The 21,530-nt window shown below is 68.4% G+C and carries 18 protein-coding genes; 11 read left to right on the forward strand and 7 right to left on the reverse strand.

All coding sequences use genetic code 11. From position 1 onward, the window contains the following. Positions 1–17: 17 nt before the first annotated feature. From urtC to urtA, 3 genes are all read right to left on the reverse strand, one after another. Positions 18–1,208 (reverse strand): urea ABC transporter permease subunit UrtC, encoded by a 1,191-nt coding sequence (gene urtC / locus ACM14_RS04540; protein ID WP_012202161.1) that lies wholly within the window; start codon positions 1,206–1,208, stop codon positions 18–20. Positions 1,209–1,280: 72 nt separating this feature from the next. Then, complete coding sequence (urtB, locus tag ACM14_RS04545) at positions 1,281–2,195, reverse strand: urea ABC transporter permease subunit UrtB (RefSeq protein WP_013800106.1); 915 nt, start codon at positions 2,193–2,195, stop codon at positions 1,281–1,283. A gap of 110 nt (positions 2,196–2,305) precedes the next feature. Then, complete coding sequence (gene urtA / locus ACM14_RS04550; RefSeq protein ID WP_012202159.1) at positions 2,306–3,571, reverse strand: urea ABC transporter substrate-binding protein; 1,266 nt, start codon at positions 3,569–3,571, stop codon at positions 2,306–2,308. 214 nt (positions 3,572–3,785) lie between these two features. On the opposite strand from urtA, the gene ACM14_RS04555 reads away from it, so the two are divergent. Further along, positions 3,786–7,286 (forward strand): ATP-binding protein, encoded by a 3,501-nt coding sequence (locus ACM14_RS04555; protein ID WP_065345460.1) that lies wholly within the window; start codon positions 3,786–3,788, stop codon positions 7,284–7,286. Between the two features lie 19 nt (positions 7,287–7,305). Further along, positions 7,306–8,280: a response regulator gene (locus tag ACM14_RS04560; RefSeq protein ID WP_065345461.1), complete on the forward strand. Its 975-nt coding sequence runs from the start codon at positions 7,306–7,308 to the stop codon at positions 8,278–8,280. On the opposite strand, the gene ACM14_RS04565 is transcribed toward ACM14_RS04560, so the two are convergent. Beyond that, positions 8,253–8,747: a PACE efflux transporter gene (locus ACM14_RS04565; RefSeq protein WP_012202156.1), complete on the reverse strand. Its 495-nt coding sequence runs from the start codon at positions 8,745–8,747 to the stop codon at positions 8,253–8,255. The genes ACM14_RS04560 and ACM14_RS04565 overlap by 28 nt on opposite strands. Before the next feature lie 74 nt (positions 8,748–8,821). Between ACM14_RS04565 and ACM14_RS04570 the strand changes: the two genes are divergently transcribed. The 4 genes from ACM14_RS04570 (at position 8,822) to ACM14_RS04585 (ending at position 12,777) form a co-directional block, all read left to right on the forward strand. Continuing rightward, positions 8,822–9,754, forward strand: coding sequence for a LysR family transcriptional regulator (locus tag ACM14_RS04570; protein ID WP_034365579.1), 933 nt, complete (start codon positions 8,822–8,824; stop codon positions 9,752–9,754). A 68-nt stretch (positions 9,755–9,822) separates the two neighbouring features. Then, a complete protein-coding gene (locus ACM14_RS04575; protein WP_065345462.1) occupies positions 9,823–11,469 on the forward strand; it encodes a hemagglutinin in 1,647 nt (548 codons plus the stop codon). Positions 11,470–11,474: 5 nt separating this feature from the next. Further along, on the forward strand, positions 11,475–11,876 hold the full coding sequence (locus tag ACM14_RS04580) for a hypothetical protein (protein WP_065345463.1): 402 nt from the start codon (positions 11,475–11,477) through the stop codon (positions 11,874–11,876). A 28-nt stretch (positions 11,877–11,904) separates the two neighbouring features. Beyond that, positions 11,905–12,777 carry a phosphate--nucleotide phosphotransferase gene (locus ACM14_RS04585; protein ID WP_043823254.1) on the forward strand — a complete coding sequence of 291 codons (873 nt, stop codon included), beginning with the start codon at positions 11,905–11,907 and terminating at the stop codon, positions 12,775–12,777. A gap of 24 nt (positions 12,778–12,801) precedes the next feature. On the opposite strand, the gene ACM14_RS04590 is transcribed toward ACM14_RS04585, so the two are convergent. After that, a complete protein-coding gene (locus ACM14_RS04590) occupies positions 12,802–13,620 on the reverse strand; it encodes a fumarylacetoacetate hydrolase family protein (protein ID WP_065345464.1) in 819 nt (272 codons plus the stop codon). A gap of 176 nt (positions 13,621–13,796) precedes the next feature. Here ACM14_RS04590 and ACM14_RS04595 point away from each other — a divergent pair, with 176 nt between their 5' ends. The 5 genes from ACM14_RS04595 to ACM14_RS04615 all read left to right on the forward strand — a co-directional run bounded on the left by ACM14_RS04595 (position 13,797) and on the right by ACM14_RS04615 (position 19,630). Next, positions 13,797–15,101, forward strand: coding sequence for a Glu/Leu/Phe/Val dehydrogenase (locus tag ACM14_RS04595; protein ID WP_013800098.1), 1,305 nt, complete (start codon positions 13,797–13,799; stop codon positions 15,099–15,101). Positions 15,102–15,421: 320 nt separating this feature from the next. Beyond that, positions 15,422–16,390 carry a tripartite tricarboxylate transporter substrate binding protein gene (locus ACM14_RS04600; RefSeq protein WP_065345465.1) on the forward strand — a complete coding sequence of 323 codons (969 nt, stop codon included), beginning with the start codon at positions 15,422–15,424 and terminating at the stop codon, positions 16,388–16,390. A 29-nt stretch (positions 16,391–16,419) separates the two neighbouring features. Beyond that, the gene (locus ACM14_RS04605) at positions 16,420–18,000 is read left to right on the forward strand and encodes a class I adenylate-forming enzyme family protein (protein WP_065345466.1); all 1,581 of its coding nucleotides are present in this window, start codon (positions 16,420–16,422) and stop codon (positions 17,998–18,000) included. 14 nt (positions 18,001–18,014) lie between these two features. Beyond that, positions 18,015–19,013 (forward strand): tripartite tricarboxylate transporter substrate binding protein, encoded by a 999-nt coding sequence (locus ACM14_RS04610; protein WP_065345467.1) that lies wholly within the window; start codon positions 18,015–18,017, stop codon positions 19,011–19,013. 164 nt (positions 19,014–19,177) lie between these two features. Beyond that, entirely contained in the window at positions 19,178–19,630 is a 453-nt protein-coding gene (locus tag ACM14_RS04615) for a PaaI family thioesterase (RefSeq protein WP_013800094.1), read from the forward strand. Between the two features lie 58 nt (positions 19,631–19,688). Here the strand turns inward: ACM14_RS04615 and ACM14_RS04620 are convergent, their stop codons facing one another. Together ACM14_RS04620 and ACM14_RS04625 are read right to left on the reverse strand one after the other, a co-directional pair. Then, a complete protein-coding gene (locus ACM14_RS04620) occupies positions 19,689–20,234 on the reverse strand; it encodes a hypothetical protein (protein ID WP_012202143.1) in 546 nt (181 codons plus the stop codon). A gap of 138 nt (positions 20,235–20,372) precedes the next feature. Next, positions 20,373–21,452, reverse strand: coding sequence for a tripartite tricarboxylate transporter substrate binding protein (locus tag ACM14_RS04625; RefSeq protein WP_065345468.1), 1,080 nt, complete (start codon positions 21,450–21,452; stop codon positions 20,373–20,375). Between the last annotated feature and the right edge of the window lie 78 nt (positions 21,453–21,530).

Raw genomic sequence — 21,530 nt, forward strand, 5'->3', positions numbered from 1 at the left:
TGTGCTCCCGCTGTGGTTCAGGCGCCCTGGCGGCCCATGCCTTCGGACAGGGCGGACGTGGGCTTGGTGGCGGCCGGGGCCGGGGCAGGTGCTGCCTGGGCTCCCTGCGCTGCGGCAGGTGCCGTGCCCTTGCGGCGGCTGTTCCACCACGGAACGATGCGGCTTTCCCACAGGCCGGCCAGCCCCATCGGGAAGGCCATGGTCACGCCGATGAACAGGCCCGCCATGAGGAACAGCCACAGGTCCGGGAAGCTCTCCGAGAAATAGGTCTTGCCCGCGTTGACCAGCAGCGTGCCGTACACGGCGCCCACCAGGCTCATGCGCCCGCCCACGGCGGCGTAGATGACCATCTCGATGGAGGGCACGATGCCCACGAAGCTGGGCGACATGAAGCCCACCTGCAGTGTGAACATGGCGCCGCCTATGCCCGACAGCGCAGCGGCCAGGCAAAACACGAAGACCTTGAAGTTGGCCACGTCGTAGCCGGAAAAGCGCACGCGGTCTTCCTTGTCGCGCATGGCCAGCAGCAGGGTGCCCACCTTGCCGGTCTGAATCCAGCGGCACAGCACGATGGCGCCGATCAGCAGGGCCACGCAGACGTAGTAGAGGATGTACTTGGCGCTGTCCGTGCGCGTGTCCCAGCCCCACAGGGTCTTGAGGTCGGTCATGCCGTTGACGCCGCCCGTGTAGCCCTGCTGGCCGATGATGAGCACGGTGACGATCAGCGCCACGGCCTGCGTGATGATGGCGAAGTACACCCCGCCCACGCGGCGCTTGAACATGGCGAAGCTGATGAGCCAGGCCAGCAGCGTGGGCACGGCGATGACGGCGGCCAGCGAGAACGGCAGGCTCTTGAAGGGCAGCCAGAACGAGGGCAGCTCGGTCAGCTGGTTCCAGTCCATGAAGTCGGGGATGCCGGGCGTGGACTGGATCTTGGTGCTGATGGGGTCGGACGCCTCCAGCTTCAGGAACATGGCCATGGCGTAGCCGCCCAGGCCGAAGAACACGCCCTGACCCAGGCTGAGCACGCCGCCATAGCCCCAGACCATGACCAGGCCGATGGCGACGAAGGCATAGGTCAGGTACTTGCCGACCAGGTTGAGGCGGAAGATGTCCAGCGCCAGGGGCAGCACCACCGCCAGCAGGACGGTGAGCAGCACCAGGCTGGCGAGCTGGTAGCGCTGTATCCAGGCTTTGAGGGCTTGCATGGAATGACTCCGGTGAACTCAGGGGAAATCGGGGAAACGCGGGGAAATTCGTGGACAGGGCCGGCGCCGGGATCAGCGCCGCACCTTGGACGCGAACAGGCCCTGGGGACGCAGCATCAGGATGAAGACGATCAGCGACAGCGTGATCACCTTGGCCATGGAGCCCGCGAGGAAGAACTCGGTGATGGACTGCGTCTGTGCAATGCCGAAGGCCGAGACCACGGTGCCCAGCAGGCTGGCCGCGCCGCCGAAGGTGACCACCAGGAAGGCGTCCACGATGTACAGCGAGCCCGAGGTGGGGCCGGTGGAGCCGATGGTGGTGAAGGCCGCGCCCGCCACGCCTGCAATGCCGCAGCCGATGGCAAAGGTCAGGCGGTCGGTCTTCTTGGTGTCGATGCCGATGGCATTGGCCATCACGCGGTTGCTGACCGTGGCACGCACGCGCAGGCCCCAGCGGCTCTTGTGCAGCGCGATCAGCACGCCGGCCGTGACCACCGCGGTCAGCGCCAGCACGAACAGGCCGTTGATGGGAATGTCCAGCCCCTCGGCCGGCGCCCACGAGCCCATCAGCCAGTCAGGCAGGGTGGGGCTGACTTCCTTGGGGCCGATGAAGGTGCGAAAGCACTGCTGCAGCGCCAGGCTCACGCCCCAGGTGGCCAGCAGCGTGTCCAGCGGGCGCTTGTAGAGGTGGCGGATCAGCCCCCACTCCACCAGCCAGCCGGCCGCGAAGGCGAACAGGAAGGCGGCCACGATGGCCAGCGGGAAGTAGTAGGGCATGAACTCGGGCGCGTGCTGCGCAGTGAGCGTGGAGCCCAGGTAGATGGTGTAGGCGCCAATGGTCATGAACTCGCCATGCGCCATGTTGATCACGCCCATCTGGCCAAAGATGATGGCCAGGCCCAGGCCCATCAGCAGCAGCACGGCGAACAGGCTCAGCCCCGCGAAGCCCTGCATCAGGCCGATGTTCATCATGTCGGAAAAACTCATGGTGCTGCTCCTGCGCGCAAGCCAATCGGGAGAGGGGGAAACGGTTCACGCGGCGGCCCGCCCACCAGGCCGCAGGCCGCCACGCATCACCTGCCTGAACGGATCAGGACTTACTGGTAACCCTTGGGGAAGGGATCGGGTTTGATCAATTCCGGAGATTCCGAGACCACCTTGAACGTGCCGTCCGGCTGCCCCACGGCAATGCGCGACTTGCTCCACAGGTGGTGGTTGGCGTCCACCTTCACGTAGCCTTCGGGCGCGGTCTTGAGCTCCAGCCCCGGCGATGCGGCCACCACCTTGTCCACGTCGAAGCTCTTGGCCTTTTCCACGGCGGCCTTCCACAGCCAGGGGCCCAGGTAGCCGGCCTGGGTGACGTCGCCGATGACGGCATTGGGGCCGTACTTGGCCTTGAAGGCGGCCACGAACTTCTTGTTGTTCTCGTTGTCCAGCGTCTGGAAGTACTTCATCGAGGAGTAGAAGCCCGTGAAGTTCTCGCCGCCCACGCCGGTCATCTCGTCCTCGGTCACCGACAGCGTGACCAGCAATTGCTTGTCACCCGTGATGCCTGCGGCCTTGAGCGCTTTGTAGAAGGCCACGTTGGAGCCGCCCACCACGGCCACGAAGATGCAGTCCGGCTTTTGCAGCTTGATCTTGTTGACCAGCGAGCCGAAGTTGGTGCTGCCCAGCGGGTAGTACTCCTCGCCGACGACCTTGCCCTTCTGGAAGTTCTCGATGTGCTTGCGCGCGATCTTCATGGAGGTGCGCGGCCAGATGTAGTCCGAGCCGATCAGGAAGAAGGTCTTGGCCTTCTTCTCGGCCTTGGCCCAGTCCAGGCTGTACAGGATCTGCTGCGTGGCTTCCTGGCCCGTGTAGATCACGTTCTTGGACTGCTCCAGGCCTTCGTAGAAGGTGGGGTAGTACAGCAGGCCGTTCTCCTTCTCGAACACGGGCAGCACGGCCTTGCGCGAGGCGCTGGTCCAGCAGCCGAAGACGGCGGCGCAGCGGTCGTTGATGAGCAGCTTCTTGGACTTCTCGGCGAAGGTGGGCCAGTCGGAGGCGCCGTCTTCCTTGATCACGCGGATCTTGCGGCCCAGGATGCCGCCCATGGCGTTGATCTGGTCGATGGCCAGTTGCTCGGCCTGGATGGAGCCGGTCTCGGAGATCGCCATGGTGCCCGTGGCCGAGTGCAGCTGGCCCACGACGACTTCGGTATCGGTCACGGCCAGCTTGGTGGTGTTGACCTGGGCCGTGGGCTGGGCGAAGGACCAGGCCGGCAGCCCGGCCACCGAGGCGGCGCCAAGCGCCTGCAGGACGCGGCGGCGGCCCATTTCCGTGCCGGGGGAACCAGGTGTGCGGGGGTCGGAGGGGTGGCTCATGGTGACTCTCCTGTAAGGATCGGTTGGGTGATCTGCAAGTGGCTGAAAACTGGCGTTGCGGTTACGGCTTGTTTCCGCGCTGGGTCCAAGATTAGGAAGAACCCTTGAAACCGCCCATACGTCAATTGACGTAGCCATCTGCGTACGCACCCCACGCACTCCTCTTGAAAGCCGCGCCAGCATTGGCCCCGCACGTTTCTTGCTAGACCTGGGAATGCACTCCGCACCCCCGCCCGACAGCCCCGCCAGCACCTCGCCCGCGCCGCAGACCATCTTTCGGTTCCGGCGCGAATACAACGCCTGGGTGGCCGACGAGACCATGGAGGACTACGCGCTGCGCTACACGCCGCGCAGCTTTCGGCGCTGGAGCGAGTTCCGCGTGGCCAACACGGCCTTCGGCTCGCTGTCCTTCCTGGCGCTGGAGGCGATCGGCGGCGCCATTGCGCTGAACTACGGCTTTGCCAACGCCATGTGGGCCATCGTCACCGTGGGCCTGGTGATCTTCCTGACGGGGCTGCCCATCGCCGTCTGCGCGGCGCGCTACGGACTGGACATGGACCTGCTGACGCGGGGCGCGGGCTTCGGCTACCTGGGCTCGACCATCACCTCGCTGATCTACGCCGTCTTCACCTTCATCTTCTTCGCGCTGGAGGCGGCCATCATGGCGCTGGCCCTGCAGCTGGTGGTGGACTGGCCGCTGCAGTGGTGCTATGCGCTGTCGGCCCTGGTGGTGCTGCCGCTGGCCATGCGCGGCATCACGCTGATCTCGCGCCTGCAGGCCTGGACGCAGCCGCTGTGGCTGTTCCTGCTGGTGCTGCCCTTCGTGTGGATGGCGCTGTCCCAGCCCCAGCTGTACCGCGACTTCGCCAGCCTCACCGGCCTGCGCTCGGGCAGCAGCCAGTTCGATCCGCTGATGTTCGGCGCGGCGGCGGCCGTGATCTTCGCGCTGGTGGTGCAGATCGGCGAGCAGGTGGACTTCCTGCGCTTTCTGCCGCCGCGCACCCGGGCCAACCGCCTACGCTGGTGGGGCGCGGTGCTGGTGGCCGGGCCGGGCTGGGCCGTGATGGGCATGCTCAAGATGGCGGGCGGCGCGTTTCTCGCCTTCGCGGCCATGCAGCTGGAGGGGGTGGACGCCTCGCGCGCGGCCGAGCCCACGCAGATGTTCCTGGTGGGCTTCCAGCAGGTGCTGCAGGCCCTGGGACTGCCGGGGCTGGCCGTGGCGGTGACCGTGGTCTTCGTGGTCATCTCGCAGGTCAAGATCAACGTGACCAATGCCTACGCGGGGTCGCTTGCCTGGTCCAACTTCTTCGCGCGCATCACGCGCAGCCATCCGGGGCGCGTGGTCTGGATGGTGTTCAACGTGGTCATCGCCACCTTGCTGATGACGCTGGGCGTGTTCGGCGCGCTGGAGAAGGTGCTGACCATCTACAGCAACGTGGCCATCGCCTGGGTGGGCGCGCTGGTGGCCGACCTGGTCATCAACAAGCCGCTGGGTCTGAGCCCGCCGGGCATCGAGTTCCGCCGCGCCCATCTGTACGACTTCAATCCCGTGGGCCCGGGCGCCATGCTGCTGGCCGCCGCCGTGGCCTGCTGCGCCTATGCGGGCCTGCTGGGCGAGACGGCGGCCGCGTTCTCGCCCTTCATCGCGCTGGCGCTGTCCATGCTGCTGTCGCCGCTGCTGGCCTGGCTGACGGGCGGGCGCTACTACCTGGCGCGGCCCGCAGGCAACCTGTGGAAGCCCGGCGAGACCGTGCGCTGCGCCGTCTGCCAGAAGCATTTCGAATCCGAGGACATGGCGCACTGCCCCGCCTACGGCGCGCCCATCTGCTCGCTGTGCTGCTCGCTGGAGTCGCGCTGCCATGACCGCTGCAAGACCGGATCGCGCGCGGGCGAGCAGTTGCATGCGCTGGCCTCGGCCCTGCTGCCGCCGCGCTGGGCGACCAAGGTGAACTTCCGCGCGGGCCAGTACCTGGTGGTGATGCTGTCGCTGTGCGCGGTGACGGCCTTCATGGTGGGCGTGGTCTACATGCAGGAAAGCCTGCAGGCAGGCAGCGTCGATGGCGGCGCGCTGCGCATCCCCTTCCTCAAGGTCTTCGCGCTGCTGGCCCTGCTGTGCGCCGTGGCCGCCTGGTGGGTGGTGCTGAGCACGGACAGCCGGCGCATGGCGCAGGACGAGTCCGAGCGCCAGAACCAGCTGCTGCTGCAGGAGATCGCCGCCCACAAGCGCACCGATGCCGAGCTGCAGGCCGCCAAGGACCATGCCGAGCAGGCCAGCCAGGCCAAGACGCGCTATGTGGCCGGCATGACGCACGAGCTGCGCTCGCCGCTCAACAGCCTGCTGGGCTATACGCAGATCCTGCTCAAGAGCCCGCAGGTCGATGGCTGGGTGCGCGAGACCCTGTCCACCATGCAGCACAGCGGCCAGCACCTGCGCGCGCTGATCGACGAATCGCTGGAGCTGGCCAGCATCGAGGCCGGCCGCCTGCGCCTGGACCTCGCCCCCCTGCCCCTGCCCGCGCTGATCGACGGCATCGAGGCCATGATGCGGCCCCAGGCACAGGCCAGGGGGCTGCAGTTCTCGGTCGAGACGCTGGGCACCATGCCGCGCTGGGTGCGGGCCGACGCCAAGCGGCTGCGCCAGATCCTGATCAACCTGCTGTCCAACGCCGTGCGCTTCACCCAACGCGGCGAGGTGCGGCTGCGCATGGACTTCAGGCCCCATGTCTCGCGCATCGAGGTCATCGATACCGGCATCGGGATCGAACCGCAGGACATGGAGCGCATCTTCGTGCCCTTCGAGCGCGGCAGCGCGGGGCGGCGCGTCAGCGAGGCGGGCACGGGCCTGGGGCTGACCATCACCCATCTGCTGACCGAGCTGATGGGCGGGCAGCTCACCCTGAGCAGCACGCCCGGCGAGGGCAGCTGCTTCACCGTGCGCCTGTACCTGCCCGAGATGGCGCCCGACGCGTCCTGGGTCCCTCCGGGCGCCGCCGCCACGCTGCACACCGTCATCGGCTATCTGCCGCCCCGGCGCACCCTGCTGGTGGTGGACGACCAGCCGCTGCAGCGCCAGCTGCTGGCCGGCCTGCTGCTGCCGCTGGGCTTCGAGATCCGCGAGGCCGCCAGTGGCCGCGAGTGCCTGGAGATCGTGGAGCAAAGCCTGCCCGACCTGGTGCTGCTGGACATCAGCATGGACGACCTGGACGGCTGGCAGACCGCCGCCCTGCTGCGCGCGCGCTGGGAAGCGCAGCAGCTGCCCGTGGTCTTCGTCTCGGCCAACCTGTTCGACAACGACCCGCCGCGCCTGGCCGATGCGCGCTGCCAGGGCTTTGTCGCCAAGCCCGTGACCGAGTCCGAGCTGCTGCAGGTGCTCGAGCGCGTGCTGCGGCTGGAATGGGTGCATGACAACCGCCCGCTGCTGCTGCCGGCGCCGCGTGCAGAGCAGGCAGAGGCCAAGGCAGAGGAGGCGCCGTCAGCCGTCCCCTTCCCGCCCGATCTGCGTGAAGACCTGGCCCGGCTGGCGCGCTCGGGCCAGGCCACCGCCCTGCGCGAGCGCCTGCGCCAGGCGCGCCAGCAGGCGCCCGCGCATGCCGCGCTGCTCGATGCGCTGCAGGCCTGCGCGAACCGCTTCGACTTCGATGCGCTAGCGCGCATGCTGCCGCGGCCCGAGCAAGAGGATGAAGAAGACGAAGAAAGAGAGGAGACCGATGAATGAGAACCCGCAAAGGCCACAGATGACGACCGCCGACAGCAGCAGCCCCCCCAGCCACCCCCCTCACAACGCCCACGTCATCCTCGTGGTGGACGACGCGCTGGACAGCCTGCGCATGCTGTGCGACGCGCTGGCCGCCGAAGGCTACGCGGTGCTCGCCGCCCGCGACGCCGACGAGGCCCTGCAGCGCTTCGCCCTCACCGTGCCCGACGGCGTGCTGCTGGACGCCGTGATGCCCGGCATGGACGGCTTCACGCTGTGCCGCACGCTCAAGGCCACGCCGGCCTGGGCCCATGTGCCCGTGGTGTTCATGACCGGCCTGTCGGACACGGACCAGATCATCCGCGGCTTTGCCAGCGGTGGCGTGGACTACGTGGTCAAGCCGCTGCGCATCCCCGAGGTGCTGGTGCGCCTGGCCACCCATGTGCGCAATGCCCGCGCCACGCGCCAGGCGCAGGAGGCCGTGGACGTGGCTGGGCTGGGCGTGGTGGTGCTTGACGGCCAGGGCCGCGTGGCCTGGCGCTCGCCCCAGGCATCGCGCTGGCTGGAGGAGGCCTTTGCGGACCAGCCCTTCCCGCTGGAGGCGGCCGGGGACTGGCTGGCCGGCGCCCGCCAGCCGGATCAGCCCGGCCAGGCGGATCAGGAGGGCCAGCCCGCTCCCCAGGATCTGGCGCTGGTCCTGGCCGATGGCCGCCAGCTGCTGGCGCGCCACATGGGCGCCAGCGGCCTGGGGGAGTCGATGGTGCTGCTCAGCCACGAGGCGCCGCAGACGCCGGCCGCGCGCCGGCTGCAGCAGGTGGCGCTCACCCCGCGCGAGACCGAGGTGCTGTCATGGCTGAGCAAGGGCAAGACCAACCGCGACATCGCCGACATCCTGGGCATGAGCCCGCGCACGGTGAACAAGCACCTGGAGCATATCTTCGAGAAACTCGGCGTGGAGACCCGCACGGCCGCCGCCGCCGTGGCCGGTCAATTGCTGCAGGCCGGCTCGCCCTGAGCACGCGGGGCCACCGCAGCGGATGCCGAGGCCGAGGCCGGCAGGCCGAACACATGGTCGAAGCACCAGTTGAAGACATAGGTGTAGACCAGGAAGAAGACCAGCAGGCCGGCCTCCATCACCGTGGCCTCCCACAGCGTGACGCCGAACCACCAGGCCATCAGCGGGATCAGCACCATGGCCAGCCCGCCCTCGAAGCCCAGGGCGTGCACCACGCGGCGCATCACCGAGCGGCCCTTGACGCTCTGGCGCGCCTCCCATTGCTCGAACAGGTGATTGAAGGTCAGGTTCCAGACGATGGCCAGCGTGGAGGCGGCAATCGCCATGCCGCCCGAATGCCCGGCGCTCTGGCCGATGGCCATGAACAGCAGGCTGGAGGCCGCGATGGCGATCAGTTCATACAGGGTCACGAAGACCACTTTGCGCTTGGGCCCCTGGAGGCCCTTTTTGTGTGTCTGCAAGGTCATAGGGGGCGCAGTTTATTTGTCCGGAATTGAACGTTAAAGTCAGATTCTTTCAATAAAACTGACAGGTTCCCGCCATGTCCTTCCCCGCTGACCAGGTGCCGCTGTTCCTTGCCGTGCTGGACCACGGCTCGTTTTCCGCTGCCGCGCGCCGGCTGGGCCGCGTTCCCTCGGCCGTGAGCATGGCCATCGCCCAGCTGGAGGCGGAGCTGGACCTGCAGCTGTTCGACCGCAGCGGCCGCGAGCCCCGGCCCACGGCGGCGGCGCGCGCACTGGAGCCCCAGGCCCGGCTGCTGGCCGCCCAGCTGCAGCAGCTCAACCACCAGGCGCTGGCCCTGCACCAGGGACTGGAGGAGCGGCTGACCCTGGTGATCGCGCCCGAGCTGCTGTCCACGGCCTGGGCCGCGCCGCTGCAGCCGCTGGTCGAGGAATTCCCGGGGCTGGAGGTGGAGGTGCTGGTGGCCGCCCAGGTCGATGCGCTCAAGGAACTGCATTCGGGCCGCGCGCATCTGGCCCTGGTCTTCGAGCGCCCGGCCATCGACGGCCGCGAGGATTTCCAGGAGATGGGCCAGGAAACCATGGTCGCCGTGATGGCGGCCAGGCACCCGCTGGCCCGGCAACTGGGCGTGGACGGGCAGCAACGCCTGGACGTGGGCCAGCTGGCCGGCGCGCGCCAGATCCTGCTGGCCAGCCGCGACCTGGCCCATACCGATCCGCGCTTCGTGTTCTCGCACCAGCTGTGGCGCACGGACAGCCATCTGGCAGCCCTGTCGCTGGTCTCGGCCGGCCTGGGCTGGGGGTGGCTGCCCTTCAGCGTCGCCGAGCCCCTGCTGCAAACGGGCGCGCTGCTGCGCATTCCGCTGTGCAACATCAGCAACGGCACCCAGCTGTTCGTCGACTGGGTGTGGTCCAAGGAGCGCCCGCTGGGGCTGGCGGCGCGGCGGTTCGTGGAGCAGTTGCAAGTGCCGGTGCGGCCGTTGCCGGACAGCGATGCGGATCGCATCGGGTAGCATCTCTCGCCATATCGGATCAAGAATCCACATCTCCAGCAGCAGGTCACACAAGAGGAAGGGAAAACATGTTCTTTGATCATCAGCACAGCAAAACCGCCATCGCACTGGCTTTGGGCGCCGTTCTGGCCGGTTGCGGCGGCGGTGGAGGCGGCGGGCCGTCCGGCCCGTCTTCCCAGTTGACGGCCGCCTGCTCGGGCACGGCCTGCGGCGCGGCCAATGCCACCACCTATTCGGGCCAGGGCGTGGGCGTCTGGAGCTACACCAACACCACGCAGGCCGAGCAGCAGATTCCTGTGGCGCTGACCAACCTGGGCAGCAAGCAGGTCACGCTGATCTACACCAACAACGGCGACGCCAGCGTGCCCATGCCCGCCCTGACGCTGACACCGCCCGCGGCGACCACCGCCACGGCCCAGAAAAGCCTCAGCGCCGCACCCACAACGGTCAACCAGATTCCCGAGCGCATCCGCAACTTCAAGCCCCGCCTGACGGCAGCGGACACGCAGGCGCGGCAATCCATCAAGCCGCAGGCAGCGGCGATCCTGCCCGTGGGCAGCCAGCGCAGCTGGTTCGTCCAACCCGGCGACTCCCGCATCGAAACCCGCCAGGCCACGCTCAGGCGCCAGGCCAGCGTGCCCACGCCCACCGGCACCCGCACCATCAACGTCTGGCTGGAAGACAGCGAGTACGACGCGGCCAAGGTCAGCGATGCCATGCTCGACACGCTGGTCCAGCGATTCACCAGCGGCTCCGACGCGGTCTACCCCCTGATCACAGGGCTGTCTGGCGAACCCTGGGGAGCACACTCCTACGGCGACCTCATCGACCCCGACCAGCCCCTGGACATCGTGTTCGTGAATTTCGTTCCAGACCGCACTCCGTACGGGCTGCTGGGCTATTTCTGGTCTCTGAACAACTTCAAGCAGGACCCGGCGAACCCCGACCTCAAGTACAGCAATCAATCGCTGTCCTTCTACATGGACACGGAGACGCTGTACCTGGACCCTGCCGCCGGCATGACCAACCAGATCAGCACGCTGTCCCATGAGTTCGTCCACATGACGAACTTCTACCGCCGCAGCGTCCAGCTGTCCAAGCCGGGAACCGACTACGCATTCGACACCTTCCTGGAGGAAATGAGCGCCATGATGGGCGAAGACATCGTGGCCCAGCGCGTCACGCCGGGATTCAACTCCATCGCCAGCGGACGCGTCCCCTCCTGGCTGTCCCGCTCGGGTTTCAACTGCGATCCGGCCGCCTGGAGCGCCGACACCGCCGCGCCCTGCTTCGGCTACGACGTCAACGGCAGCCTGGGCGCCTATCTGGTGCGCCAGTACGGCGTGGGCTTCTACAAGCAGCTGCTGAGCAACACCACGTCCACCGATTCGCTGCAGGTCCTGGGCAATGCCATCCAGCAGGCCGGCGGTCCCACGCTGCCCGTTGCCGTCCAGCGCTGGGGCGCGAACATCGCCCTGCTGCCCGCAGACAGCCCCAGCGGCTTTGGCTGGCCTGCGCGCACGGAGCAGGGCTTCACCCTGGCGGCGATCAACGGCAGCAGCCTGGCGTCTTCCCGGATCCTGCCCACCACGGTGCCGGTGAACCTCAATGCGCGCGGCCATTTCCCCTTCCTGCGTCAGCCTGATGCGCAAGGCACCTACCAGGAACAGCTGCGTGTTCCGGCAGGCAGCACGCTGACAGCCGTCGTACGCTGAACGCCATGAACCACGCACACCCGACTGCCTCCGCCCGCGGCCTGCGCCGCAGTCTGCCGCTGCTGCTGGCCAGCGGCCTGGCCCTGCTGAGCGCCTGCTCGGCCCCGGCTTCGCCCGCCGCCAGCGCGGCTGCGCCAGCGTCGGGCGCGGCGGCCGAACCGGGCCAGCCCCTGACCCTGCAAGGCCGTCTGGTGCTGCGTGGCAATGCGCCCCATGAGCACCCCGTGCTGCAGACCGCCTCCGGCGAGACCTGGCAGCTCAAGGGCCTGAGCGCCGAGCAGGTCACGCAGTGGCAGCGGCAGAACGTGGAGGCCCGGGGCCAGCCCGGCCCCAGGCCCGCCGCTGGCGCCGTGCCTTCGATGGCGCCGCCGCAACTGCAGGTGCAATCCATTCGCGCCCAGCCCTGACCTTCTCCGCTCACCCACCGCTCAAGCCATGGACGCCTTCAACCCTTTCTCCAGCCGCGATGCGGCCGTGCAAAAGCTCTGGGAACAGTGGCAGCCGCGCTCCGCCAAGTCCGACAAGGACAAGCCCATCGCCCTGGCCGACTTCGACCCGGGCGCCAAGCCCTTTTCCAACGGCAACGGCAAGACCGAGGACAAGGCCGCCGTCGAGGCCCTGGCAGAAGAGATCGACGCGCTGCAGAACCTGCTGTACGCCGACCGCCGCTACAAGCTGCTGGTCGTGCTGCAGGGCACGGACACGGCGGGCAAGGACGGCACCATCCGTGGCGTCTTCGGCCGCACCAGCGCCCTGGGCATGAACGCCGTGGGCTGGAAGGCGCCAACCGATGCAGAGCGCGCGCACGACTACCTGTGGCGCATCCACCAGCGCGTGCCGGGCGCAGGCGAGATCACGGTCTTCAACCGCAGCCACTATGAGGATGTGCTGGTGCCCGTGGTCAACGGCTGGATCACGCCCGAGCAGCAGCGCCAGCGCTTTGCCCACATCAACGACTTCGAGCGCATGCTCAGCGAGACGGGCACCGTGGTCGTCAAGTTCCTGCTGCACATCAGCGCCGACGAGCAGCGCGCGCGCCTGCAGGAGCGCCTGGACGACCCGGCCAAGCACTGGAAGTTCGACGAGAACGACATGAAGGTGCGCACGCAGTGGAAGGACTACCAGCAGGCCTACGGCCAGTTGCTGGGCGCCACGCACACGCCTTGGGCGCCCTGGACCATCGTTCCCGCGGATTCCAAGACGCACCGCAACCTCATGATCGCCACCTTGCTGCGCGAGGTGATGCGCAACCTGGACCTGCGCTTTCCGCCCGGCGATCCGGCCCTCAAGGACTACAAGATCACCTGATCACTCGATGGCCTGCCTGAAGCCTCACAGCTGCAGGCGGGCCTCGGCGATGCCGTCCAGCTCGGCCACCACCAGGTCACCGGCCTGCGCAAAGGCCAGGCCATTCCACGTGCCCGTAGTCACCACCGTGCCTGCGGGCACGCTGCCATAGCGGCGCACCAGTTCCTGCAGCCAGCCGGCCAGCAGCCACAGCGGGTCGCCCAGCGGATGCGTTCCGGTGAACGCCTGCAGCGGCGCGGCGCCCACGCGCAGCCGGCAGACCTGGGCAGACCAGTCCCGCGGTGAGTCGCGTGGCAGCAGCCGCGAAGCGTCCTGCCAAGGTCCCAGCACCAGGGCGCCATGGCACAGGCCGTCGGCGGCCAGCAGCAGCGGCGGTGCCTTCAGGTGCTGGCGCCAGCGCGTATCCACCACCTCGATGGCGGCGGTGATGCCGTCGATCAGCTCCAGGCCCTCGCCGGGCTGCAGGGCAGCGGCCATCCCGGCCGTGACATCGCGGCCCAGGCGCAGGGCGATCTCGGCTTCGATGCCGCGCAGGTGCAGCGGCGCGCCACCGGCCACCGAAGGACTGGCCCAGACGCCTTCTTCGGGCAGCGGCGCATGGGTCAGCGGGGCATCGCGGCGCGGCGCGCCAGACTTCCAATAGCCCGGAACGCGGCCCGGTCCCTGCTGGCTGCCGGCCACGCGCCAGCCCAGGGCGGGCGCCATGGCGGCCTGCACGGCCTGTGCATCTGCGGGCGTGCGCACCGCGTCGGCCCAATCGTCGGCGTCCAGCAATTCGCCGCTGTGGCGTGCTTGGAGCAGCGCATGGGCCAAGGCTGTGGGAGTGCGGGGCGTGTTCGTCATGGTGCGGCTTTCCTGGAGTGCATCGGTGGGTCTCAAGCGGCCCCGATTGTCCGCTGGACAAGGCGCTCACAGGGTTATGCATTAAATGCATAAGGCTCTCGCTCATAAGGCGTTGGACAGCGCATAGCCCCGGGAATAAGCTCAAAACCCTCAGACAACTCTTGTGTGGAACCACCATGCAGCAACCCGCTTCGGCCGGCGTTACCAACCACGCCATCCCTTCCTACCTGCAGGCCGATCACCTCGGCCCCTGGGGCAACTACCTGCAGCAGGTCGATCGCGTCACGCCCTACCTGGGCCATCTCGCCCGCTGGGTCGAAACCCTCAAGCGCCCCAAGCGCATCCTGATCGTCGATGTGCCGATCGAGCTGGACAACGGCACCATCGCCCACTACGAAGGCTACCGCGTGCAGCACAACCTGAGCCGCGGTCCCGGCAAGGGCGGCGTGCGTTTCCACCAGGACGTGACCCTGTCCGAAGTCATGGCCCTGTCGGCCTGGATGTCGGTCAAGAACGCGGCCGTCAACGTGCCCTATGGCGGTGCCAAGGGCGGCATCCGTGTCGATCCCAAGACGCTGTCGCGCGGTGAGCTGGAGCGCCTGACGCGCCGCTACACCAGCGAGATCGGTCTGCTGATCGGCCCCTCCAAGGACATCCCCGCGCCTGACGTCAACACCAATGGCCAGATCATGGCCTGGATGATGGACACGTACTCCATGAACACCGGCGCCACCGCCACCGGCGTGGTCACGGGCAAGCCCGTGGACCTGGGCGGCTCGCTGGGCCGCGTCGAGGCCACCGGCCGCGGCGTGTTCACCGTGGGCGTGGAAGCGGCCAAGCTGACCGGCCTGTCGGTCCAGGGTGCGCGCATCGCCGTGCAGGGCTTCGGCAACGTGGGCGGCACGGCCGGCAAGCTGTTCGCCGACGTGGGCGCCAAGGTCGTGGCCGTGCAGGACCACACCGGCACCATTCACAACGCCAACGGCCTGGACGTGCCGGCCCTGCTGGCCCACGTGGCCGCCAAGGGCGGCGTGGGCGGCTTTGACGGCGCCGAGGCCATGGACGCTGCCGACTTCTGGAGCGTGGACTGCGACATCCTGATCCCCGCCGCACTGGAAGGCCAGATCACCAAGGACAACGCCGGCAAGATCAAGGCCAAGATGGTGATCGAGGGCGCCAACGGCCCCACCACCACCGAGGCCGACGACATCCTGACCGAAAAGGGCGTGCTGGTGCTGCCCGACGTGCTGGCCAATGCCGGCGGCGTGACGGTGAGCTACTTCGAATGGGTGCAGGACTTCTCCAGCTTCTTCTGGAGCGAGGACGAGATCAACGCCCGCCTGGTGCGCATCATGCAGGACGCCTTCGCGGCCATCTGGCAGGTGGCCCAGCAGCACGGCGTGACGCTGCGCACCGCCACCTTCATCGTGGCCTGCCAGCGCATCCTGCATGCGCGCGAAATGCGGGGACTGTATCCCTGATCACCCCCTGAGGCGCTGACGCGCCTTCCCCCTCTCTGCTTGCTTCGCAAGGGAGGGGGACGACACCCTCGCGGCGGGGCGGCCCTTGCTCGGTGTCCCTGACTTGGGCCGCGCCAGTTCCATGCGCTGTGCATTCTGCGAAAAAGAAAAGGCGCTTCGGCGCCTTTTTTCTTGTGTCCGCCTTTTCGGCAACGGGTTAGCACGCGTTCCAGTGGGCCTAAGCGCGGGTTTCCGAATGGCGAAGCGGATCTCCAGTCAAACCCTGGTGCCCTGGGGCCCAGGGTTTTCTATCGTTGCGGGCAGTGAACTGGAGACTGCCCATGACCGTCCGCCGCAGCCTACTGGCCTTGCTGGCCGCTTTGCCTTTTTTCTCCCTGGCTCCTGCCGCCGCGCTGGCGGCGGCCTGGCCTGAACGCCCCATCACCATCGTCGTGCCGGCCGCCGCAGGCGGCACCACGGACATTGCCGCGCGCGTGCTGGCCGAGAAGATGGGCAAGGACCTGGGCACCTCGATGGTGGTGGAGAACAAGGGCGGGGGCGGCGGCAGTATCGGCACGGCCCAGGTGGCGCGCGCCAGGCCCGATGGCTACACGCTGCTCATGGGCAACATCGGCCCGGTGGCCATCAATTTCAGCCTGTACAAGCAGCTCAGCTACAAGGAAAGCGATCTGCGCGGCATCACCAATGTGATCTCCGTGCCCAACATCCTCGTGGTCCATGCCGATTCGCCCGTGCGCAGCGTGCGCGAGCTGGTGGAGCTGGCCAGGACCCGGCGCCTGAACGTGTCCACCTCGGGCGTGGGCCAGTCGCCGCACATGTCCTCGGAGATGTTCCGCCAGAAGGCCGGCATCGAGGTCACGCTCGTGCCCTTTCCCGGGGCCGCGCCTGCGGTCACGGCGCTGCTGGGCCAGCAGGTGGACTACATGATCGACAACCTGCCCAGCTCCATGCCGCACATCAGGAGCGGCAAGTTCCGCGCGCTGGCCATCACCAGCGCCACGCGCTCGGCCCAGTTGCCCGAGGTGCCCACCATGACCGAGGCCGGCGTGCCCATGCAGGTCACGGCCTGGTTCGGGCTGCTGGCCCCTGCCGGCACGCCCGATGCCGTGGTCGAGCGCATCCAGCAGTCGGCCCGGCGCGCCATGCAGACGGCCGAGGTGCGCCAGCGCTTTGCCGACCTGGGTGGCGTGCCCGGTGGCGAGACACCGGCCGAGTACGACGCCTTCATCGCCCAGGAACGCAAGAGCTGGGCCCAGATCGTCAAGGCCGCAGGCCTGTCGCTGGAATAGTGGTCCCTCCCGTCCCTCCCGCCCCTCCCATGCAAGAAGACATCGCCTCCCTGCTGCGCCAGCCCTTTGGCTCGCTGCCCGAACTCGTCGCGCTGCAGGCCAGCCAGCGCCCCCGCCACACCGCCCTGGCCATGGATGGCCGCAGCCTCGACTACGCCGCGCTGCGCCTGGGCATGGACCGCGTGGCCCTGCGCCTGCAACGCCAGGGCCTGGGCCCCGGCGACGTGGTGGCCATCTGCGCGGGCAGCTCGCCCGAGTACGTGCTGGCCTTCCTGGGCGCGCTGCGCGCGGGCGTGGCCGTGGCGCCGCTGGCCCCGTCGGCCACCGCCGGCCACCTGAGCGCCATGCTGGACAACTGCGGCGCCCGGCTGGTGCTGCGCGACGCGGACACCGCCGCGCAATGGCCGCTGCAGGCCGGACAGGATCTGCAATGCGTGGCGCTGGACGGCGCTGTCGAAGCCGGCATGCCGTGGTCGCAATGGCTGGCTGCGGACGAAGCGGACCATGGCACGGCACCCACGCCCATCCATCCCCAGCCCGACTGGCCCTTCAACGTCATCTACTCCTCGGGCACCACGGGCGTGCCCAAGGGCATCGTCCAGTCCTGGGCCATGCGCTGGGCCCATGTGCAGCGCGCCATCCACAACGGCTACGGGCCCGATGCCGTCTCGCTGTGCGCCACGCCGCTGTACTCCAACACCACCCTGGTCGCGGCCCTGCCCACCCTGGGGCTGGGCGGCACCCTGGTGCTGATGCGCAAGTTCGACGCGGCGCACTACCTGGAACTGGCCGAGCGCCACCATGCCACCCACACCATGCTCGTGCCCGTGCAGTACCAGCGGCTGATGCAGTGCCCGGGTTTCGACGGCGCCGACCTGAGCCGCCTGCGGCACAAGTTCTGCACCAGCGCACCCTTCCATCCCGCGCTCAAGGCCGAGGTGCTGCGCCGCTGGCCCGGACGGCTCATCGAGTACTACGGCATGACTGAAGGCGGCGTGCGCTGCGAGCTGCACTGCCATGACTTCCCCGACAAGCTGCACACCGTGGGCAGGCCGGGACCGGGCGCCGACATCCGCTTCATCGATGAGCAGGGCCGCGAACTGCCGCCCGGCGAGCAGGGCGAGATCGTGGGCCGCTCGGCCGGGATGATGAGCGGCTACCACCGCCTGCCCGACAAGACGCAGGAGGCCGAATGGTTCGATGCCCAGGGCCTGCGCTTCATCCGCAGCGGCGACGTGGGCCGCCTGGACGAGGACGGCTTCATCGTGCTGGGTGACCGCAAGAAGGACATGATCATCACGGGCGGCTTCAACGTCTACCCGAGCGACATCGAGTCCGTGCTGCTGCAGCACCCGCAGGTGGCCGAATGCGCGGTGATCGGCGTGCCCTCCGATGCTTGGGGCGAGACCCCCGTGGCCTACGCCGTGGCGCGCCCCGATGCCACGCCCTCGGCCGCCGAGCTGCGCGAATGGCTGAACGCCCGCGTGGGCAAGACCCAGCGCGTGGCCGAGCTGCGGCTGGCCGCCAGCCTGCCGCGCAGCGAGATCGGCAAAGTGCTCAAGCGCGCGCTGCGCGAGCAGTACCAGGCCGGCGCCCTGTCCTCTTCATGAAACGGAGTCCCCCCATGCCCATGCACCCACTCCCGCGCCGCCGCCTGCTGTCCTGCCTGGCCCTGGCGACCTGCGCCCTGCTGGCCCCGGCCACCCATCTCGCCCATGCTGCCGAGGCCTGGCCTGCCAAGCCCATACAGCTGGTCATTCCCTACCCGCCCGGCGGCAGCGCCGACCTGCTGGGCCGCCCGCTGGCCGTGCAGCTGCAGCAGCAGCTGGGCCAGCCCGTGGTGCTCGAATACAAGCCCGGCGCAGGCGGCACGCTGGCCTCGCAATACGTGGCGCGCGCCAGGCCCGATGGCTACACCGTGCTCATGGTGCTGGCCGCCCATGCCATCAACGACAGCCTCTATCCCAAGCTGCCCTACGACACCCGCCGCGACTTCGCGCCCGTGTCTTTGGTGGCCAACCTGCCCATGGTGGTTGCGGCCAGCAGCAAGCTGCCGGCAAAGAACATCCAGGAACTCATCCAGGCCGCCAAGGCCAACCCCGGCAAGCTCACCTTCGGCTCGGCAGGCAACGGCAACACGGGGCATCTTGCGGCCGAGTACTTCGGCTCCATGGCAGGCGTGCGCATGACCCATGTGCCCTACAAGGGCAGCGCGGGCGTGGTCAACGCCATGCTGGCCGGCGACATCGACCTGACCTTCGACAGCATCTCCACCTCCATGCCCCACATCCGCAGCGGGCGCATGCATGCACTGGCCGTCACCAGCCCGCAGCGCTCGGCGCTGGCGCCCGAGGTGGCCACCATCCAGGAGCAGGGCATCGCAGGCTTCGACGTGACCGGCTGGTACGCCGTCATCGCGCCGGCCGGCACGCCCGCCGAAGCCACCCAGCGCCTGAGCCGCGAGATCGCCTCCGCCCTGCGCCAGCCCGCGCTGCAGGCCCAGCTGGCCGCCGGCGGCTACGAGCCCGTGGGCTCCACGCCCGAGGCGCTGCAGGCGCATATCGACAAGGAAATCACGCGCTGGGCCACTGTCGTCAAATCGACAGGTGCACGGGTGGATTGAAAGTCACCCCCTGAGCGGCTGCGCCGCTTCCCCCGTGTGCACGGCGCCCTCTCTCGCTTCGCGGGAGGGGGACGGCACCCTCGGTGCGGGACGGCCCTTCCTCGGTGCCCCGGAGTCGGTACACGCCAGTCTCGAGCGCCGCGCCCAATGCGATGATCATGTCCATGAATACACCCATCAAAGAACACCCGGCCAACCCCTTCGAAGGCGAGGCGCCCGGCATCCTCTTCGGCCTGCCCATGCCCATGGCCCGCGCCATGAAGCTCAGCGGTGAACGCATTGGCGAGGACCGCGCCCAGATCCGCATGGGCTTTCAACCGGACCAGGCCAACAGCCGCGGCGACGTGCACGGCGGCGCCATCGCCTCGCTGCTGGACTGCGCCCTGGCCTCGGCCTGCCGCTCGCATGACCCCACGGCCTTCGGCGTGGCCACCATCGATCTCACGCTGCACTACGTCTCGGCCGGCAGCGGCGATCTCATCGCCACCGCCCACTGCGAGCGGCGCGGCCGCTCCATCAGCTTCGCGCGCGGCGAAGTGCGCTCCGAGGACGGCACCCTGGTGGCCCTGGCCACGGGCACCTTCAAGCTGATGGCGCGCAGCCCGGCACAGGCCTGAGCGCAGGGCACGCGCGGCGCCGGATGGCGCCGGACGGCACTTGCGTGCCGCCGCGTCGTCAGAGCCGCTTTTCCTTGGCCTCGATCAGCTTCTGCATCAGTTCGCAGACCTGCCTGGCCTGCTCCTGGGTGATGTCGATGTTCTCGATCACCGAGCGCTTGAACTGGATGCCGTTGACTGCGCCGCTGTTCTCGATGAAGCCCAGCGTCAGGGTGCGGTTCAGGAAGTAGATGACGGCGGCGATGCCCCAGCCGATCAGCATGACCACCAGGCCTGCAAAGAAGCTCTGGGCCATCATGGACCCGCCCATGAACAGCGACAGGGCACCGATGCCCAGCGCCGTCTTCCAGGGCTTGTGATAGCCGTAGTAGGTGGAGCAGATGCCCTGCAGCGGGATCAGGCGCGACTGGGTGCCCGACAGCGAGGCGCTGCTGAACTCCAGGCGCTCGCTGCCCACGCGGATGGTGGTGGTGGGATCGATGTTGACCTTGGACAGGATCCAGGCGACCAGGCCGCCTTCGCGGCCTGTGATGGCAATGTGGTTGCCCTTGTCGTCTATGGGTTGCTCGCTGGCCTTCCAGGCCTTGATGACCAATGCACTCACGGTAATACCCTCTCTTGAATGTTTGAGAAACCACGGGCTGTCCCGTCATGGCATTGCACCACCGGGGCCGCCTGAGGAGGGGCGATTACAGCACAGGGCATGAGTGCAGCCTTGGGCAACCAGGGCCCCTGTGCGCCATCAACCGGGTTGCACCCCCGCCGACTGCAGCAGCCGCCCCCAGACCGGAGCCTCTTGCGCCCAGGCCTTGCCGAAGCGCTGAGGGCTGTCGTCATCGACAGGGACGAAACCGGCGGCGATGATGCGGGCCGTGCCTTCGCGGCTGGCCACGGCGCGGTTGGAGATTTCGCCCCATTGCCGCGTGAGGTCGGCCGGCAGGCCCCTGGGGCCGGCGATGGCCAGCCAGCCGGACAGTTCCATGGCCTCGTGGCGGTAGCCGGCCTCGGCAAAGGTGGGCACCTCGGGCAGCAGGGGCACGCGGCGCGTGCCGGTGACGGCCAGGGCGCGCAGCTTGCCTGCATCGATGTGGGGCTTGAGCGTGAGCAGGCTGCCCATGCCGATGGGGATGCGCCCGCCCAGCATGTCCTGCACCATCAGCGCCTCGCCCCGGTAGGCCGCATGCGCCATACCGGCACCGGCCATGTCGCTGAGCACGGCGCAGGCCAGGTGGCCGTGCGAGCCTATGCCGTAGGAGCCATACGAGAGCTTGCCGGCGTTGGCCTGGGCCCAGGCCATGAATTCGCGCAGGTTGGCGGCGGGCACGTCGGCCGTGACCACCAGGGCGATGGGCGCCATGCACACGCGCGACAGGGGCGTGAGGTCGGTCAGCGGGTCGTAGGCGGTCTTCTTGTAGAGGTATTTGTTGGTGAGCATGGTGGAGGTGGTGCCCAGCAGCAGGGTGAGCCCGTCGGGCGCGGAGCGGACCACCATTTCGCCGCCGATCAGTCCGGCCGCGCCGGGCTTGTTGTCCACCACCACGGTCTGGCCCAGCTGCTGGGCCATGCGCTCGCCCAGGATGCGCGCAATCACGTCGGTGGCACCGCCCGCCGCAAAGGGCACGACGATGCGCACGGGCCGCGTGGCAAAGCCGGCCTGCGCCAGCACGCTGGCGGGCCCCGCCGCCACGGCGCCGGCCGCCAGGGCCAGCGCCTGGCGCCGATTCAATCGGTTGTTCAGTCTGTCATCCATTCGGTCTTCAAGTCGGTCATTCAATTGGCCGTTGAATCCGCTGTTCGATGCCGTCCCCGAGATCACTGCCATCACACGCTCCTTTGCCTGGGCGCCTCCATGGGCGGAGACACCGGATCAAGAAACCGCCGTCTCGAAATCAATCGAGTT

The organism is Delftia sp. JD2 (assembly GCF_001682645.1).
GTDB classification, from domain to species: Bacteria; Pseudomonadota; Gammaproteobacteria; order Burkholderiales; family Burkholderiaceae_C; genus Comamonas; species Comamonas acidovorans.